The sequence below is a fragment of the Streptomyces sp. JN8 genome (assembly GCF_055808075.1).
The window spans coordinates 1093877-1108964 of the sequence record NZ_CM147852.1 but is presented as its reverse complement, the minus strand read 5'-3'; the positions used below and the strand labels follow the sequence as shown (position 1 = coordinate 1108964).

Sequence of the window (15088 nt, the reverse complement as noted above, 5' to 3'; positions counted from 1 at the left end):
CCCGGCCACCGGATCCGGCCGCCGGACGGCCGTGCCGCCGGGTCAGCCCATCGGGGCCGGCTTCAGCACCGCGAACGGGGCGCCGAAGGGGTCGGCGAGCCAGGCGACGCGGCCGACGTCCGGGATGTCGGCCGCGGGCATCAGGACCGAACCGCCGTGGGACCGGGCCGACGCGACGGTCGCGTCCGCGTCCTCGACGTCGAAGTACACCATCCAGCGCGGGCCGCGCCGGATGTCCTGGAGTTCGGCCGCGCCGCCGAAGGTGGCGTCCTGCTGGTCGCCCTCCGCCGTCGAGAGGACGCGGTACCGCATGCCGGGCGCGTCCATCTCCGCCGATCGCCAGCCGAACAGCGTCCGGTAGAAGGCGAGGACGCCCTCGGGGTTCTCGGTGTGCAGCTCCACCCAGACGAGGGCGTTCGTCGACGAGGTGCGGTCGAGGCCCTTGGTCGTCCCGGGCTGCCAGAGGGCGAACCGGGCGCCGCCGGGGTCGGTGAGGGCGCCCGCCCGGCCCGCCTCCATGATGTCCATCGGCGCGAGGCGCACGGCGCCGCCCGCCGACTCGGCGTCCCGCGCCGTGGCGTCCGCGTCCGGGGTCTGGAAGTACACGGTCCAGGCGCTGGACGCGCCCTGCTCCGTGAGCGGCCCGAGCGCGGCGACCGTCCTGCCGTCCTGCTGGAAGAAGCCGTAGTCGCCGGCGCCCGGGCCGGCCGAGCGGAACTCCCAGCCGAAGACCGCGGCGTAGAAGGCGGCTGCCGCCTCCGTGTCGGGGCTGCCGAGGTCGATCCAGCAGGGGGAGCCCTTGGTGAACTGCGTTCCGAGCATGGGGGGGTGTCCCGTTCCTTCCGTGTGCCGTCGTCCGTGAGCCGTGAGCCGTGAGCCGTGAGCCGTGAGCGTGTCGTCGTCCGTGCGCCGGGCGCCGTCGGCCGCCCGGCGCATCCGGTCACCGCGATCGATCCTCGTCCGTCGGCCCCGGCGGCGCAGCCCCAGCGGCGACGGTTCATCCGACCGGCCGACCGGCCGCCTTCTCCTCCAGGTCGCCGAAGACCAGTTCGCTGTTGAGGGCGGCCGCGGCGCGGTAGCCCCGGCTCACCGCGTTGACCACCTGCTCCTGCGGCCCCGTGACGTTCCCGGCGGCCCAGACGCCCGGCACGCTGGTCCGTCCCACCTCGTCCACCACCACGAACTCCCCGAAGGGCGTCTCGCGCAGCTCCGCGCCGAGCTGCCGCAGCACGCCGTCCCGGGGTGCCAGGCGCGAGGCCGCCGCGAAGACCACCGAGCGGGCGACGGTCCGCCCGCCGGCGAGCCGCACCCCGGTCAGCCGGTCGTCCTCCACCGCGAGGCCCACGACCTCGCCCCGCTCGATCCGGACGCCCGCGGCCTCCAGCAGGGCCGCCTCGTGCTCCGAGGGCTCGGCCGAGGTGTGCAGGAACAGGGTCACGTCCTTGGACCAGTGGGCCACCATCAGGGCCTGGTGCGCGGGCATCGTCGGATGCGCGATCACCCCGAAGGCCTCGTCGCGGACCTCCCAGCCGTGGCAGTAGGGGCAGTGCAGGACGTCCCGGCCCCACCGCCCGGCGAGTCCGTCGATCGCGGGCAGCTCGTCGACGAGCCCCGTGGTGACGACGAGCCGCCGCGCCCGGACCGGGTCCCCGTCGGCCAGGGTGAGGAGGAATCCGCCGTCCCCGTCCGGCGCCGCGCCCGTCACCTCGCCGGTCCGCAGCTCGACCCCGTACCCGGCGATCTCGGCCCGGCCGGCCGCCAGGTAGTCGGCCGGGCTCATGCCGTCCCGGGACAGGACGCCCTGCATGTGCGCGCTGGGCGCGTTGCGCGGTGCGCCGGCGTCGACCACCAGGGTCCGGCGCCGTGCCCGGCCCAGGACCAGGGCGGCGCTCAGCCCCGCCGCGCCGCCGCCGACCACCACGGCCTCGTACGTGTTCTCCAGGTGTGCGTTCATGGGCCGAGCGTCACCCGGCCCCGCTACGGGAGCAAGGTGGCTTGCCGTTTCTGCAAAACTTGGACGTATGACCGAAGACGATCGCATCGACGCCGTGCTCCACGAGGTCGGCCCCCGGCTCCGCAGGCTCCGCCGCGACCGCGGGGTGACCCTGGCCGAACTGTCCGCGGACACCGGGATCTCCGTGAGCACCCTCTCCCGGCTGGAGTCGGGGCAGCGGAGGCCCAGTCTCGAACTGCTCCTGCCGCTCGCCCGCGCCCATCAGGTCGCCCTCGACGAGCTGGTCGGCGCCCCCGCGACGGGCGACCCCCGGATCCGGGCCCGGCCCATCGTGCGGCACGGTCGCACGATGTATCCGCTCACCCGTCAGCCGGGCGGCCTCCAGGCGTACAAGGTCATCCAGGAGAAGCCGCAGCAGGAGGAGCCGGAGCCGCGCGTCCACGAGGGCTACGAGTGGCTGTACGTGCTCTCCGGGAGGCTGCGGCTGGTCCTCGGGGAGCACGACGTGGTGCTGGGCCCCGGGGAGGCCGCGGAGTTCGACACGCGCGTCCCGCACTGGTTCGGCCCCACGCCCGACGGGCCGGTGGAGTTCCTGAGCCTGTACGGGCCGCAGGGGGAGCGGATGCACGTCCGGGCCCGCCCGAAGAAGTCCGGTTGAGCGGTTCCCCTCGAATCAAGCGACCGCTTAGTATGCAACCGACCGCTCGGTACGGAGGAGGCTTTCGGATGCAGGCATGGCGTGTGTACGAGAACGGGGAACCGCGCGCGGTGATGCGCCGCGAGGAGGTGCCGCCGCCCACGCCCGGCGACGGCCAGGTCCTCCTCCGGGTCCGCGCCGCGAACGTCAACTTCCCCGACGCGCTGCTCTGCCGCGGCCACTACCAGATCCGCCCCCCGCTGCCCTTCACCCCCGGCGTGGAGGTCTGCGCGGAGACCGAGGACGGCCGCCGGGTCGTCACCACCGCAGCCCTCCCGCACGGCGGCTTCGCCGAGTACGTCCTGGCCGACGCGCGCGGGCTGCTGCCCGCCCCCGAGTCGCTCGACGACGCCGAGGCCGCCGCGCTCCACATCGGCTACCAGACCGGCTGGTTCGGCCTGCACCGCCGCGCCGCCCTCCAGGAGGGCGAGACCCTGCTGGTCCACGCGGCGGCCGGCGGCGTCGGCAGCGCCGCCGTCCAGCTCGGCAAGGCCGCGGGCGCCACCGTCATCGGCGTCGTCGGCGGACCCGCGAAGGCCGCCGCCGCCCGCGCCCTGGGCTGCGACGTGGTCGTCGACCGGCACTCCGAGGACGTCGTCGCCGCGGTCAAGGCCGCGACCGGCGGCCGCGGCGCCGACGTGGTCTACGACCCGGTGGGCGGCGACGCCTACCAGCAGTCCGCCAAGTGCGTCGCCTTCGAGGGCCGCATCGTGATCGTCGGCTTCGCCAGCGGCACGATCCCGGCGCCCGCCCTCAACCACGCCCTGGTGAAGAACTACTCGGTCCTCGGCCTCCACTGGGGCCTCTACGCGGCGAAGGACCCCGCCTCGATCGGCCGCTGCCACGAGACCCTCACCGCCTACGCCGCCAAGGGCCTCGTCAAGCCCCTCATCGGTGAGCGCGTGCCCTTCGCCGGCGCGGCGGACGCCGTGCAGCGGGTCGCCGACGGCACCACCACCGGCCGCCTGGTCGTCCTCCCGGAAGGAGCCCGCGCATGACCGGCGCCGAGGAACTCCTCGTACGCACCCGGAAGCTGCTGGCCGAGCACCCGCCCTCCACCACCGACCGCACCGACTTCCTGCGGGCCCGCTTCGACGCCGGCCTCGCCTGGGTCCACTACCCCGTCGGCCTCGGCGGCCTCGACGCGCCGCGCGCGCTCCAAGCCGTCGTCGACGCCGAACTCGCGGCCGCCGGCGCCCCCGACAACGACCCGCGCAAGATCGGCATCGGCCTCGGCATGGCGGCCCCCACCGTCCTCACCCACGGCACCGACGAGGTCAGGCGCCGCTTCCTCCGCCCGCTCTGGGTCGGCGAGGAGGTCTGGTGCCAGCTGTTCAGCGAGCCCGGCGCCGGCTCCGACCTCGCCGCCCTCGCCACCCGGGCCGTCCAGGACGGCGAGGACTGGGTGGTGGACGGGCAGAAGGTGTGGACGTCCAGCGCCCACACGGCCCGCTGGGCCATCCTCATCGCCCGCACCGACCCGGACGCGCCCAAGCACCGGGGCATCACCTACTTCGTCTGCGACATGACCGACCCCGGCGTCGAGGTCCGGCCGCTGCGCCAGATCACCGGCGAGGCCGAGTTCAACGAGGTCTTCCTCACCGGCGTCCGCATCCCCGACGCCCACCGCCTCGGCGAGGTCGGCGACGGCTGGAGGGTCGCCCAGACCACCCTCATGAACGAGCGGGTCTCCATCGGCGGCGCCCGCATCCCCCGCGAGGGCGGCATGATCGGGAAGGTCGCCGCGACCTGGCGCGAGCGCCCCGCACTGCGCACCCACGAGCTGCACCGGCGCCTGCTCGACCACTGGGTCGAGGCCGAGGTCGCCCGGCTCGCCGGGGAGCGGCTCCGCCAGCAGCTCGTCGCGGGCCGGCCCGGCCCCGAGGGCAGCGCCATGAAGCTGGCGTTCGCCCGCCTCAACCAGGCCATCAGCGGCCTGGAGGTCGAACTCCTCGGCGAAGAGGGCCTGCTGTACGGCGAGTGGGAGATGCGCCGCCCCGAGCTCGTGGACTTCACCGGCCGCGACGCCGGCTACCGCTACCTGCGCTCCAAGGGCAACTCGATCGAGGGCGGGACCAGCGAGGTGCTGCTCAACATCGTCGCCGAACGGGTCCTCGGCCTGCCGCCCGAGCCCCGCAACGACAAGGACGTCGCCTGGAAGGACCTCGCCCGATGACGGAATCGCCCGAAGCGGTGCAGCAGCCGCTCGACCTCCTCTACTCCGAGACCGAGGACGACCTGCGGGCCGCCGTCCGCGCCCTGCTCGCGGACCGGGCCGGACACCAGGCCCTGCTCGGCCGGATCGAGACGGACAGCCCCTACCTCCCCGGCCTGTGGAAGTCCCTCGCCGCCGACATCGGCGCCGCCGGGCTGCTCGTCCCGGAGAAGCTCGGCGGCCAGGGCGCGAGCCACCGCGAGGCCGCCGTCGTGCTGGAGGAGCTGGGCCGCGCGGTGACCCCGCTGCCGTACCTCACGAGCGCCGTGGTGGCCACCGAGGCCCTGCTCGCCCTGGTGGCGGAGAGCGACGCGGCGGCCGCACTGCTCGCCGAGTCGGCGGCCGGCCGGACGGTCGCGGTCCTCGCCGTACCGCTGCCGACGGCGCCCGGGGCGGACCTCCCGTCCGGCGGCCGGGTCCCGGCGGTCGCCGACGCCGCCGCCGCCGACGTGTTCCTGGTCCTGTCGGCCGACGGGCTGTCCGCGGTCCCCGCCGGCGAGGCCACCGTCGAGCCGCAGACCCCGCTCGACCTCACCCGCCCCCTGGCCGCGGTCACCGCTCCGGCGGGGGCCGGCACCCCGCTGGCCGGCCCCGACGCGGCCCGCGTGGCGGTCGGCCGCGGGCTGCTCGCCGGGGCGGGACTCCTCGCCTCGGAACAGCTCGGGCTCGCCGAGTGGTGCCTGGAGGAGACCGTCCGGTACACGCGCGAGCGCCACCAGTTCAACCGGCCGGTCGGCTCCTTCCAGGCCCTCAAGCACCGCATGGCCCAGCTGTGGCTGGACCTCGTCGGCGCCAGGGCGGCGGCCCGCGCCGCCGCCGACGCCCTCGCCACGAGCAGCGCGGACGCCCCGCTGCTCGTCGCCGTCGCCCAGGCGTACTGCTCGCGGGTCGCCGTCCGGGCGGCCGAGGAGTGCGTGCAGCTGCACGGCGGGATCGGGATGACCTGGGAGCACCCGGCCCATCTGGCGCTCAAGCGGGCCAAGGCGGACCAGATCGCGCTCGGCTCCACCGGCCGCCACCAGGACACCGTCGCCGCCCTGGCCGACCTGGCGCCGCCCGCCTAGCGCCGGATCGTTCCCGCCCCCGGCCCCGCCTGACGCCGGCTCGGCCCCGCCCGGTAAGGGGCCGAGGCGTCCACACCCCTTTACATAATGTTTAATTGCAATCTGTTCGCAAAAACAGTTGATCTCCAAAAGGGGTGTGGACAGGATGACCGCCCGATTCCTCCGCGGCACGGCCGCCGCGACGCTCGCGGGGGCCGTGGCCCTCACCGCGGCGGCCTGCACGAACCCCGGCGCCACCGCCGGGGCATCCGGCGGACCCAAGGACTCCGCGGTCGTCGGCATCGCCTACGAGCCCGAGACCCTCAGCCCGCTCCTCGGCTACGGCAAGGACGGCAACTCCAAGATCTTCGACGGTCTCCTCGCCTTCGACGCCGACATGAAGCTGCGCCCGGCGCTCGCCACCGCGCTGCCCCGCGTCACCGACGGCGGGCTCACCTACACCTACACCCTCCGCGACGGGGTCACCTTCAGCGACGGCGTGCCCTTCACCGCCGAGGACGTCGTCTTCACCTACCGGACGATCCTCGACCCGAAGACGAACAACCCCTCGCGCACCGAACTCGACGCCCTCAGGAGCGTCGAGGCCGTCGGCGACGACACCGTCGTCTTCCGCCTCAAGTACCCCTACGCGCCCTTCGCCGAGCGCACCGTCCACGCCATCGCCCCCGAGCACGTCGCGGCGAAGCAGGACGTCAACACCGGCGCCTTCACCAGCAAGCCCATAGGCACCGGCCCGTACGTGCTCACCGGCTGGTCCAAGGGCGAGAAGCTCAGCTTCAAGGCCAACCCGACCTACTGGAACGGCGCGCCCGCGGTGAAGAGGTTCACCATGGCGATCATCAAGGACGACGACGTCCGCGCCACCCGCCTCCGCGCCGGCGACCTCGACGGCGCCATCCTCCCGCCGAACCTCGCCGCCGGCTTCAAGGGCGACCGGGCGAAGAAGACCTGGACGGCGACGACCTACGACTACCGCACCGTCACCCTCCCCACCCACCACCGCGTCACCGGCGACACCGCCGTACGCCGCGCCCTCGACCTCGCCGTCGACCGGCAGGCCATGGTCGACAAGATCCTCGAAGGAGCCGGGAAGCCCGCCTACGGGCCCGTCCCCACCGGCAGCCCCTGGTTCGCGAAGGGCACCGAGCGCCGCCACGACCTCGCCGGGGCGCAGAAGATCCTCGACGAGGCCGGCTGGAGGCCCGGCCCCGACGGCGTCCGCGTCAAGAACGGCGTCCGCGCCGCCTTCCCGCTCTGGTACCTCTCCGGAGACAAGCTCCGCCAGGACCACGCCCTCGCCTACGCCTCCGACGCCAAGAAGGCCGGCATCGCCGTCACCGCCCAGGCCGGCACCTGGGAGGTCATCGAACCCCGGATGAAGACCGACGCCGTCCTCGCCGGCGGCGGCGCACCCGGCGACCCCGACTTCGACCAGTACCTGCTCCTCAAGTCCAGCCTCGGCGGCGACGGCTTCAACAACATGGCCTGGTACGACAACGAGACCGTCGACCGCGCCCTCGACGAGGGCCGCCGCACGAACGTCCTCGCCGAACGCCGCGCCGCGTACGACACCGTCCAGCGCGAACTCGTGAAGAACCCCGGCTACACCTTCCTCACCCACATCGACCACCTCTACGTCGTCGCCGACGCCTGGGACGGGCTCGGCACCCAGACCGAGCCGCACGACCACGGCCTCGCCTCCGGCCCCTGGTGGAACGTCGAGGACTGGAAGCCGAAGACCACCGGGGACGCCGAGAAGTGAGCCGCCGCCTCCCCTGGGGGGCCATGGCCCGGATGACGGGACGGCGCGCCCTCGCCGCCGTCCCCGTCCTCCTCGCCGTCACCTTCGCGGTGTTCGCCGTCGCGGAGGCCTCCCCGTTCGACCCCGTCAAGGCCTACGCCGGCACCGCCGGCCTCACCGCCTCCCAGGAGAACCTCGACCAGCTCCGCGCCAACCTCGGCGTCGACCGGCCCCTCCTCACCCGCTGGTGGGAGTGGCTCACCTCGGCCCTCACCGGCGACCTCGGCGACTCCGCCGTCATGCGCCGCCCCGTGGCCGAGGTCGTCGGGGAACGCCTGGGCTGGTCCGTCCTCCTCGCCGTCACCGCGTTCCTCGTGGCCATCGCCCTCGGCACCCTCCTCGGCGTCCTCGCCGGGCGCCGCCGCGGCGGCCCGCTCGACCGGGCCGTCAGCTCCGTCGCGTACACCCTGGAAGCCGCGCCGGCCTTCTGGCTCGGCCTCCTCGCCATCTGGTTCTTCGCCCTGCAGCTCGGCGCCCTGCCCGCCGGGGGACTCACCGACACCGCCAGCGACACCGTCACCGCCGACCAGGTCGCCCGCCACCTCGTCCTGCCCGCACTCGTCCTCGGCGTCTCGCAGCTGCCCTGGTTCTTCCTCTACGTCCGCCAGGGCGTCGGGGACGCCCTGGACGAGGACCCGGTGCGCGGCGCCCGCGCCCGCGGCCTCAGCGAGCGCACCGTGCTCACCGGCCACGCCCTGCGCTCCGGCATGCTGCCCATGCTCACCCTCGTCGGCTCCCGCGTGCCCGAGCTGATCACCGGAGCCCTGCTCGTCGAGACCGTGTTCAGCTGGCCCGGCATCGCCGCCGCCACCGTCCAGGCCGCGACCTCCGTGGACTTCCCGCTGCTCGCGGCGCTCACGGTCCTCGCCACCGCCGCCGTCCTCCTCGGCAACCTGCTCTCCGACCTCCTGTACGGACTCGCCGACCCGAGGGTGGGCTTCGATGGCTGACCCGCGCACCCACCGCCTGCGGCTCTGGAGCTCCGCCCTCGTCGTCGGCGCGGTCCTCCTCGCCGTCCTGGCCGTCCCGCCGCTCGTCCAGCTCGACGAACAGGCCGTCGACCTCTCGCGCAAGCTCCTCCCGCCGTCCTGGGACCACCCCTTCGGCACCGACGACCTCGGCCGCAACCTGCTCCTGCGGTGCGTCTACGGCCTGCGGATCTCGCTGCTCGTCGGCCTGGTCGCCGCGCTCGTGGCCACCGTCGTCGGCACCGCCGTCGGCGCGGCCGCCGGCGCCCTCGGCGGCTGGGCCGACCGCACCCTGATGCGCGTCGTCGACGCCTTCTCCTCCGTGCCGCACCTGCTGCTCGGCATCTTCGTGGTCGCCCTCTTCCGGCCCGGCGTCTGGCCCGTGATCGCCTCCGTGGCCGTCACCCACTGGCTCTCCACCGCCCGCATCGTGCGCTCCGAGGTCCTCTCGCTGCGCACCCGGCCCTTCGTCGAGGCGGCGATCTCCGGCGGCGCGGGCCGGTGGCGCGTCACGGTCCGGCACCTGCTGCCCGCCGTCCTGCCGCAGGCGGGACTCGCCGCCGTCCTCATGGTCCCGCACGCCATGTGGCACGAGTCCGCGCTCTCCTTCCTCGGCCTCGGACTCCCCAGCCACCAGGCGAGCCTGGGCAACCTCGTCCAGAACGCCCGCTCCTCGCTCCTCGCCGGCCACGGCTGGCCGACGCTCTTCCCCGGACTGCTGCTCATCGTCCCGACGCTCGCCATCGCCGGCCTCGCCGGCGTCTGGCGCGACCGCCTCAACCCGCGCCGCCGATCGGAGCTCATGCTGTGAGCGCAGAGAACGTGCTCCGCGCCCTCCAGGCCGTCACCGCCGAGCGTGCCGAGGACGCGGTTCTCAGCGTCCGCGACCTGAGCGTCCGCTTCCGGCTGCGCGGCGGCCGTACCGTCGAAGCCGTCGACGGCGCCGGCTTCGACCTGGGCGCGGGGGAGTGCCTCGCCCTGGTCGGCGAGAGCGGGTGCGGCAAGTCCGTGCTGGCCTCCGCCCTCCTCGGACTGCTCCCCGCCAACGCCGAGACGTCCGGTACGGCCCTGCTCGCGGGCTCCGGCGACGCCGGGGCCACCGACCTGCTCGCGGCCGACGAGAAGACCCTCGCCCGCACCGTACGCGGACGCCGGGTCGGGCTCGTACCGCAGAGCCCCGCCGCCCACCTCACTCCCGTCCGCACCGTGCGGGCCCAGCTGGAGGAGACCGTCCGCGCCCTGACCGACGCCCCCCGCCGGGCGCGCCGTCAGGCCGCCGAGGCCGCCGCGGAGCGGGCCGCCTTCCCGGCAGGCCACCTCGACCGCCATCCCCACGAACTCTCCGGCGGACTCGCCCAGCGCGCCGCCACCGCCCTCGCCCTCGTCGGCGACGCGCGGCTGCTGCTCGCCGACGAGCCGACCACGGGCCTCGACCGCGACCTCGTCGACCGCACGGTGGACGAGCTGCGCCGCCACGCCGACGACGGCCGGGCCCTCCTCCTCATCACCCACGACCTGGCCGCCGCCGCCCGGATCGCCGACCGGGTCGCCGTCATGTACGCCGGCCGCATCGTCGAGATCGCCCCCGCCCGGCGCTTCTTCGGACCCGACGGCCCCCGCCACCCCTACGCCCGCGGACTCCTCGACGCGCTGCCCGACCGGGCCTTCACCCCGATCCCCGGGATGCCGCCGGAGCTCTCGGCGCTGCCGGAGGGCTGCGCCTTCGCCCCGCGCTGCCCCTCCGCCACCGCACGCTGCTCCGCCCGACCGGAGTTCACGGCCGACCTGGCCTGTCACCACCCGGAGCGCCCCCGTGCTTGAACTCGACGCCGTCACCGCCGGATACGACCGCCGCGCCCCCGTCTTCCGGGGAGCCTCCCTCACCGTCGCACCCGGCGAGTCCGTCGGACTCCTCGGCCCCAGCGGCTGCGGCAAGTCCACGCTCGCCCGGGTCGCGGCGCTCCTCCACCGCCCCGACGAGGGCCGGTTCGTCCTCGACGGCACCGAGGTCACCGGCTGGCGCCACCGGGCCCCGCGCGCCCAGCGCACCGCCGTCGGCGTCGTGTTCCAGCAGCCCCGGACCGCCGCCGACCCCCGCCTCACCCTCGCCGACCTCCTCGTCGAGCCGCTCCGGGCCACCGGCCGGCGCGCCGAGGCGGCGGCCCGCCTCGCCGAACTCGCCCCCGCCGTCGGCCTCACCCCGGACCTGCTCGGGCGCCGTCCGCACGAGGTCAGCGACGGCCAGCTCCAACGCGCCTGCCTGGGGAGGGCGCTGGCCCTGCGACCCCGCTGGCTGATCTGCGACGAGATGACCGCCATGCTGGACGCCTCCACCACGGCCGCCCTGGTCGGCGCCGTCGAGGCCTACCGGGAGGAGACCGGTGCGGGTCTGCTCGCGGTGGGCCACGACCGGGTCCTGCTGCACCGCTGGTGCGACCGGACCGTGGAGTGGCGGGACTGCCTGCCCGCCGAGACGGGCGGACGGCCGGACGGCGCCGGGCCCGCCGCGGGCTGACCCCGGACCGAATCTCACCCGTATGGCCGCCCCGCCGCTCGCCCGGACGGACCGCGCATTCCGACACACTGTCCGCCGAACGCCGCAATTCCGGTGCGGCGACGGAGGGACGTGAACGCGATGGCCGTTTCCATTTCTGTCGTGGTGCTGCTGCTGGTGCTGGCCGTGATCTTCCTGCGCAACGGCGGACTCAAGGTCACCCACGCGCTCGTCTGCGCCCTGCTGGGCTTCTTCCTCGCCGGCACCAGCATGGCGCCGACCATCCACAACGGGGTCGCCGCCACCGCCAACGTGGTCTCCAGCCTCAACCCGTGATCGTTTCCACAGCGTGAACTGCCCGTGAAACACAGGGCAGTTGCATGTACATCTCACGCACTCGGGCCTAGCGTCGGCCGCCGGCGCGACAGATGCCAGCAACCCGAGGAGCCGCATTGGCCACGCACCCGCCCCGAAGACGAGCCCGCGCGCTCACCCTGATCGCGCTCGCCGCCGCCCTCCTGGTGGGCTCCGTACCCGTCGCCCAGGCCCAGGAGATCCCCCTCGGCCTCGGCCACCGCCTCGTGGAGCACTACGAGGGCGCCCCGGCCACCGCGCGGCCCGTGCCGGGCAGGAGCCCCGCCCAGCACCCGTACCTCGCCCCCAACGGCCGCAGCGGCATGCACGCCGACGGGGCGGGCAGCGGCACCCACCCCCACCCCGGCCCGCTCGGCCGCTCACCCCGGGTGGACAGCGAGAAGATCGCCCCCGTCGGCGGCGAGTGCGCCACCGTCACCTTCGACTCCGGCGGCCGGCTCGTCACCGTCTGCGGCACCTTCAGCGGCTTCCTGCTGAAGCTGCTCGACCCGACCACCCTGGACACCCTCGCCGAGTACAAGCTGCCGCAGCGCTCCTCCACCGTCGAGGCCATCACCCGCCTCGACTTCGAGAAGATCTTCAAGGACACCTCCGGCGGCGCCTACTTCTACCTCGACGACCGCGACCGCGTGGTCCTCGCCGACTCGCGCCAGCACATCCAGCGCATCGCCCACCGCCAGAAGCCGGACGGCACCTGGGAGTTCGTCGTCGAGAACGACTGGGACCTGACCCCGCTCGTCCCGCACGACTGCGTCGGCTGGACCAACCTCTTCCCCAGCGGCGTGTGCGACCCGGTGACCTCCGTCATGCCGGACTGGGACGGCCGCATCTGGTGGGTCACCCGACTCGGCCGGGTCGGCACCGTCGACCCCGCGACCGGCGCGCTGCGCGTCGTCCGCCTGGAGGGCGAGGAGATCCAGAACTCCTTCTCCGTCGCCGAGGACGGCGTCTCCCTCGTCACCGACCACGCCCTGTACAGCTTCCGCGCCGACGCGGACGGCGTGCCGCGGGTGCGCTGGCGCGAAGTGTACGACCGGGGCACCGGCACCAAGCCCGGCTCGGTCAACCAGGGTTCGGGCACCACCCCCGACCTCTTCGGCCCGCACGACGAGTACGTCGCCATCACCGACAACGCCGACGACCGGATGAACGTCCTCGTCTACCGAAGGGGCGCCGACGTCCCCGCCGGCGAGCGCCTCGTCTGCAAGGTCCCCGTGTTCGGCTCCGGCGCCTCCACCACCGACAACTCCCTGATCAGCTGGGGCAACAGCCTCGTCGTCGAGAACAACTACGGCTACGAGAACCCCAGTACGCTCCTCCTCGGCAAGAGCGTCGTCGGCGGCGCCACCCGCATCGACGTCCGCGCCGACGGCAGCGGTTGCGACACCGTCTGGGAGAGCGACGTCCGCTCCCCGTCGACCGTCCCCAAGCTCTCGACGGCCAACGGACTGCTCTACTTCTACGAGAAGCGCCCGAACTCCTGGGGCATCGACGCCTGGTACCTCACGGCCGTGGACTTCCGCACCGGAGAGCGCGTCTTCAGCCGCTTCACCGGCACGGGCCTCGCCTACGACAACAACTGGGCGCCGATCACCCTCGGCCCCGACGGCACCGCCTACGTCGGTGTCTTCAACGGCATCGTCGCGGTCCGCGACGGCGCCTGACCGCAGGGGGCCGCCCCCGGACCGGTGGTCCGGGGGCGGCCCCGCCCGCCAGGCGCCGTCACGACCCGCTCAGACCATCTCGGGCATCTCACCGACGGTGGTCCGGACGTCGATCACGGCGAACGCGGCCCCCTGCGGGTCCAGGATCGCCGCGAAGCGGCCGAACGGACTGTCCATCGGCCCGAACACCTTCCGCCCGTTGAGACGCTCGGCCGCCTCGACCGCCTTGTCGCAGTTGTCGACGGCGAAGTACACCTGGATGTACGAGGGGACCTCCGGCGGGAAGTCCTCCGCCGTCATCTCCATCCGGCCCAGCAGCGGGTCGCCGCCGAGGTCGAAGACCCGGTAGTCCATGTCCTCATCCTGCATCTTCTTCGAGCGGAAGCCGAAGACCGAGGTGTAGAAGGGATCGGCCTTCGCCGGCTCACGGGTGAAGACCTCGGCCCAGATGTAGGAACCGGTCTCCCCCTCCAGCTCGAAGCCCTCGTGCCGCCCCGCCTGCCAGACGCCGAAGACGGCCCCCGTCGGGTCCTGCGCGAGGCACATCGACCCGAAGTCGCCGACCTGCATCGGCTCCATCAGCACGGTGCCCCCGGCGGCCCTGACCTTCTCCGCCGTGGCGGCGGCGTCGGGCGAGGCGAAGTAGAGACACCAGGCCGACTGCCCCTGCCCGTCGTCCCCCGGCATCGGCGGGACGACGGCCGCGACCGCCTTCCCGTTCCGGTAGGCCTGCGTGTAGTTGCCATATTCCGAGGAGGACTCGCCGAAGGTCCAGCCGAGTACGTCGCCGTAGAACGTCTTGGCGAGCTCGACGTCCTTGAACATCGCATCGGCCCAGACGGGCGTGCCTTCGGGTCGTACGGCCATGACGATGACTCCCGTTTCCGATTCGACGACGTGTTCCTGTGAGCCACGCTAGCCACGCTCGCCCCGCCCCGCGCGGTGACACGACGCGACCGGGCTCCGCGGGCGGGGACCATCGGGACCATGACCACACAGGGGGACCACGCGATGATCCGCGTACCGGCGGGGCGGGTCACGCTCGCGGACCGGCGCACACGACGGAGTCGGGCGGTCGACGTCGGCCCCTTCGCCCTCGGCGCCGTCCCCGTCACGCGCGAGCTGTACGGGCAGGTCACGGGCGCCCCGCCGGGGCCCGCGCGCGGCGGCCGGTTCGACGAGCACTGGACCTGCCGCGCCTCGGTCCGCCGCCGCAGCCACCCGACGCCGCGGATCGACGACGTCGGATTCCGGCTCGCCCGCACCCTCCCGGACCGGGCGGCCGGCCCGGATCAGTCCGGCAGCCGGCCCAGCGTGTAGCGGTGGAACGGCCCGCCCGGCAGCGGCAGCTCCGGCCGCCACATCCGCAGCACCTGCGCGGACGGCAGGAACAGTGCCTCCGGCAGCCGGGCGGGGTCCGTCCACTCCCAGCGCTCGATCGAGTCCGGCTCGGCGACGGCGGGCACGCCCCGGAAGGCGCGCACCGCCGTCGCGGCGGTCATCCGGGTCATCCGGGACGAGGTGATCGAGTCCAGGGCCAGCCCGATGACCTCCACGTCCGCGGGCTCCGCGAGGAGCGTCGTCTCCTCGGCCAGCTCGCGGACCGCCGCCTCCTCCACGGACTCGCCCGGCTCGACCTTCCCGCCCGGCAGCTCCCACACGCCGGAGCGGTGCAGGCCGAGCAGCACCCGGCCCGCCTCGTCGGTCACCACGACCCCCGCCCCGAGCGAGGCCTGGGCGGACGGCGGCTGGACGTTGCGCCGGGCGGCTGCGGCCCGTTCGACGGCACTCATGGCACCCCTTCTACCAGCGGCGTTCCCCGCCGCACAACGCCGGGGCCCGCGCCTCCGACCCTG

16 protein-coding genes are annotated in these 15088 nt (G+C 74.3%); 12 read left to right on the top strand and 4 right to left on the bottom strand.

Translation table 11 applies throughout. From position 1 onward, the window contains the following. Positions 1–42 precede the first annotated feature (42 nt). Both ACY0MR_RS04660 and ACY0MR_RS04655 read right to left on the bottom strand, forming a co-directional pair. Positions 43–822, bottom strand: a complete 780-nt coding sequence (locus ACY0MR_RS04660; RefSeq protein WP_473559271.1) for a VOC family protein — start codon at positions 820–822, stop codon at positions 43–45. Positions 823–997: 175 nt separating this feature from the next. After that, positions 998–1954 (bottom strand): NAD(P)/FAD-dependent oxidoreductase, encoded by a 957-nt coding sequence (locus ACY0MR_RS04655; RefSeq protein ID WP_403317081.1) that lies wholly within the window; start codon positions 1952–1954, stop codon positions 998–1000. Between the two features lie 67 nt (positions 1955–2021). On the opposite strand from ACY0MR_RS04655, the gene ACY0MR_RS04650 reads away from it, so the two are divergent. From ACY0MR_RS04650 to ACY0MR_RS04600, 11 genes are all read left to right on the top strand, one after another. After that, positions 2022–2612: a helix-turn-helix domain-containing protein gene (locus ACY0MR_RS04650; RefSeq protein WP_361856685.1), complete on the top strand. Its 591-nt coding sequence runs from the start codon at positions 2022–2024 to the stop codon at positions 2610–2612. A gap of 68 nt (positions 2613–2680) precedes the next feature. Then, complete coding sequence (locus ACY0MR_RS04645; RefSeq protein ID WP_388794973.1) at positions 2681–3649, top strand: NADPH:quinone oxidoreductase family protein; 969 nt, start codon at positions 2681–2683, stop codon at positions 3647–3649. Continuing rightward, positions 3646–4827 carry an acyl-CoA dehydrogenase family protein gene (locus ACY0MR_RS04640; RefSeq protein ID WP_473559268.1) on the top strand — a complete coding sequence of 394 codons (1182 nt, stop codon included), beginning with the start codon at positions 3646–3648 and terminating at the stop codon, positions 4825–4827. Before ACY0MR_RS04645 ends, ACY0MR_RS04640 begins: the two co-directional genes overlap by 4 nt. Next, positions 4824–5930 (top strand): acyl-CoA dehydrogenase family protein, encoded by a 1107-nt coding sequence (locus ACY0MR_RS04635; RefSeq protein ID WP_473559266.1) that lies wholly within the window; start codon positions 4824–4826, stop codon positions 5928–5930. The genes ACY0MR_RS04640 and ACY0MR_RS04635 overlap by 4 nt, the downstream gene beginning before the upstream one ends. Positions 5931–6075: 145 nt before the next feature. After that, positions 6076–7692: an ABC transporter substrate-binding protein gene (locus ACY0MR_RS04630; protein WP_473559264.1), complete on the top strand. Its 1617-nt coding sequence runs from the start codon at positions 6076–6078 to the stop codon at positions 7690–7692. Further along, positions 7689–8681 (top strand): ABC transporter permease, encoded by a 993-nt coding sequence (locus tag ACY0MR_RS04625; RefSeq protein WP_388794963.1) that lies wholly within the window; start codon positions 7689–7691, stop codon positions 8679–8681. Before ACY0MR_RS04630 ends, ACY0MR_RS04625 begins: the two co-directional genes overlap by 4 nt. Further along, entirely contained in the window at positions 8674–9510 is an 837-nt protein-coding gene (locus ACY0MR_RS04620) for an ABC transporter permease (RefSeq protein WP_473559262.1), read from the top strand. The genes ACY0MR_RS04625 and ACY0MR_RS04620 overlap by 8 nt, the downstream gene beginning before the upstream one ends. An 11-nt stretch (positions 9511–9521) precedes the next feature. Beyond that, on the top strand, positions 9522–10520 hold the full coding sequence (locus ACY0MR_RS04615; RefSeq protein ID WP_473561694.1) for an ABC transporter ATP-binding protein: 999 nt from the start codon (positions 9522–9524) through the stop codon (positions 10518–10520). Next, on the top strand, positions 10513–11214 hold the full coding sequence (locus tag ACY0MR_RS04610) for an ABC transporter ATP-binding protein (RefSeq protein ID WP_392863891.1): 702 nt from the start codon (positions 10513–10515) through the stop codon (positions 11212–11214). Before ACY0MR_RS04615 ends, ACY0MR_RS04610 begins: the two co-directional genes overlap by 8 nt. Positions 11215–11334: 120 nt before the next feature. Next, the gene (locus ACY0MR_RS04605) at positions 11335–11529 is read left to right on the top strand and encodes a hypothetical protein (RefSeq protein ID WP_073905938.1); all 195 of its coding nucleotides are present in this window, start codon (positions 11335–11337) and stop codon (positions 11527–11529) included. Between the two features lie 116 nt (positions 11530–11645). Continuing rightward, positions 11646–13232, top strand: coding sequence for a hypothetical protein (locus ACY0MR_RS04600; protein ID WP_473559260.1), 1587 nt, complete (start codon positions 11646–11648; stop codon positions 13230–13232). Between the two features lie 69 nt (positions 13233–13301). Here ACY0MR_RS04600 and ACY0MR_RS04595 read toward each other — a convergent pair whose 3' ends face one another. Next, complete coding sequence (locus ACY0MR_RS04595; protein ID WP_473559258.1) at positions 13302–14099, bottom strand: VOC family protein; 798 nt, start codon at positions 14097–14099, stop codon at positions 13302–13304. Between the two features lie 120 nt (positions 14100–14219). Here ACY0MR_RS04595 and ACY0MR_RS04590 point away from each other — a divergent pair, with 120 nt between their 5' ends. Further along, positions 14220–14552, top strand: a complete 333-nt coding sequence (locus ACY0MR_RS04590) for a hypothetical protein (RefSeq protein WP_473562003.1) — start codon at positions 14220–14222, stop codon at positions 14550–14552. Here ACY0MR_RS04590 and ACY0MR_RS04585 read toward each other — a convergent pair. Continuing rightward, entirely contained in the window at positions 14525–15025 is a 501-nt protein-coding gene (locus tag ACY0MR_RS04585) for a nucleotide triphosphate diphosphatase NUDT15 (protein WP_473559256.1), read from the bottom strand. The genes ACY0MR_RS04590 and ACY0MR_RS04585 overlap by 28 nt on opposite strands. Between the last annotated feature and the right edge of the window lie 63 nt (positions 15026–15088).

What these genes read in the sequence shown, in the direction of transcription:
- ACY0MR_RS04595 (WP_473559258.1), bottom strand. Translation starts at nt 14,099, where the DNA reads ATGGCCGTACGACCCGAAGGCACGCCCGTCTGGGCCGATGCGATGTTC.
- ACY0MR_RS04585 (WP_473559256.1), bottom strand. Translation starts at nt 15,025, where the DNA reads ATGAGTGCCGTCGAACGGGCCGCAGCCGCCCGGCGCAACGTCCAGCCG.
- ACY0MR_RS04620 (WP_473559262.1), top strand. Translation starts at nt 8,674, where the DNA reads ATGGCTGACCCGCGCACCCACCGCCTGCGGCTCTGGAGCTCCGCCCTC.
- ACY0MR_RS04640 (WP_473559268.1), top strand. Translation starts at nt 3,646, where the DNA reads ATGACCGGCGCCGAGGAACTCCTCGTACGCACCCGGAAGCTGCTGGCC.
- ACY0MR_RS04605 (WP_073905938.1), top strand. Translation starts at nt 11,335, where the DNA reads ATGGCCGTTTCCATTTCTGTCGTGGTGCTGCTGCTGGTGCTGGCCGTG.
- ACY0MR_RS04635 (WP_473559266.1), top strand. Translation starts at nt 4,824, where the DNA reads ATGACGGAATCGCCCGAAGCGGTGCAGCAGCCGCTCGACCTCCTCTAC.
- ACY0MR_RS04630 (WP_473559264.1), top strand. Translation starts at nt 6,076, where the DNA reads ATGACCGCCCGATTCCTCCGCGGCACGGCCGCCGCGACGCTCGCGGGG.
- ACY0MR_RS04655 (WP_403317081.1), bottom strand. Translation starts at nt 1,954, where the DNA reads ATGAACGCACACCTGGAGAACACGTACGAGGCCGTGGTGGTCGGCGGC.
- ACY0MR_RS04650 (WP_361856685.1), top strand. Translation starts at nt 2,022, where the DNA reads ATGACCGAAGACGATCGCATCGACGCCGTGCTCCACGAGGTCGGCCCC.
- ACY0MR_RS04645 (WP_388794973.1), top strand. Translation starts at nt 2,681, where the DNA reads ATGCAGGCATGGCGTGTGTACGAGAACGGGGAACCGCGCGCGGTGATG.
- ACY0MR_RS04660 (WP_473559271.1), bottom strand. Translation starts at nt 822, where the DNA reads ATGCTCGGAACGCAGTTCACCAAGGGCTCCCCCTGCTGGATCGACCTC.
- ACY0MR_RS04590 (WP_473562003.1), top strand. Translation starts at nt 14,220, where the DNA reads ATGACCACACAGGGGGACCACGCGATGATCCGCGTACCGGCGGGGCGG.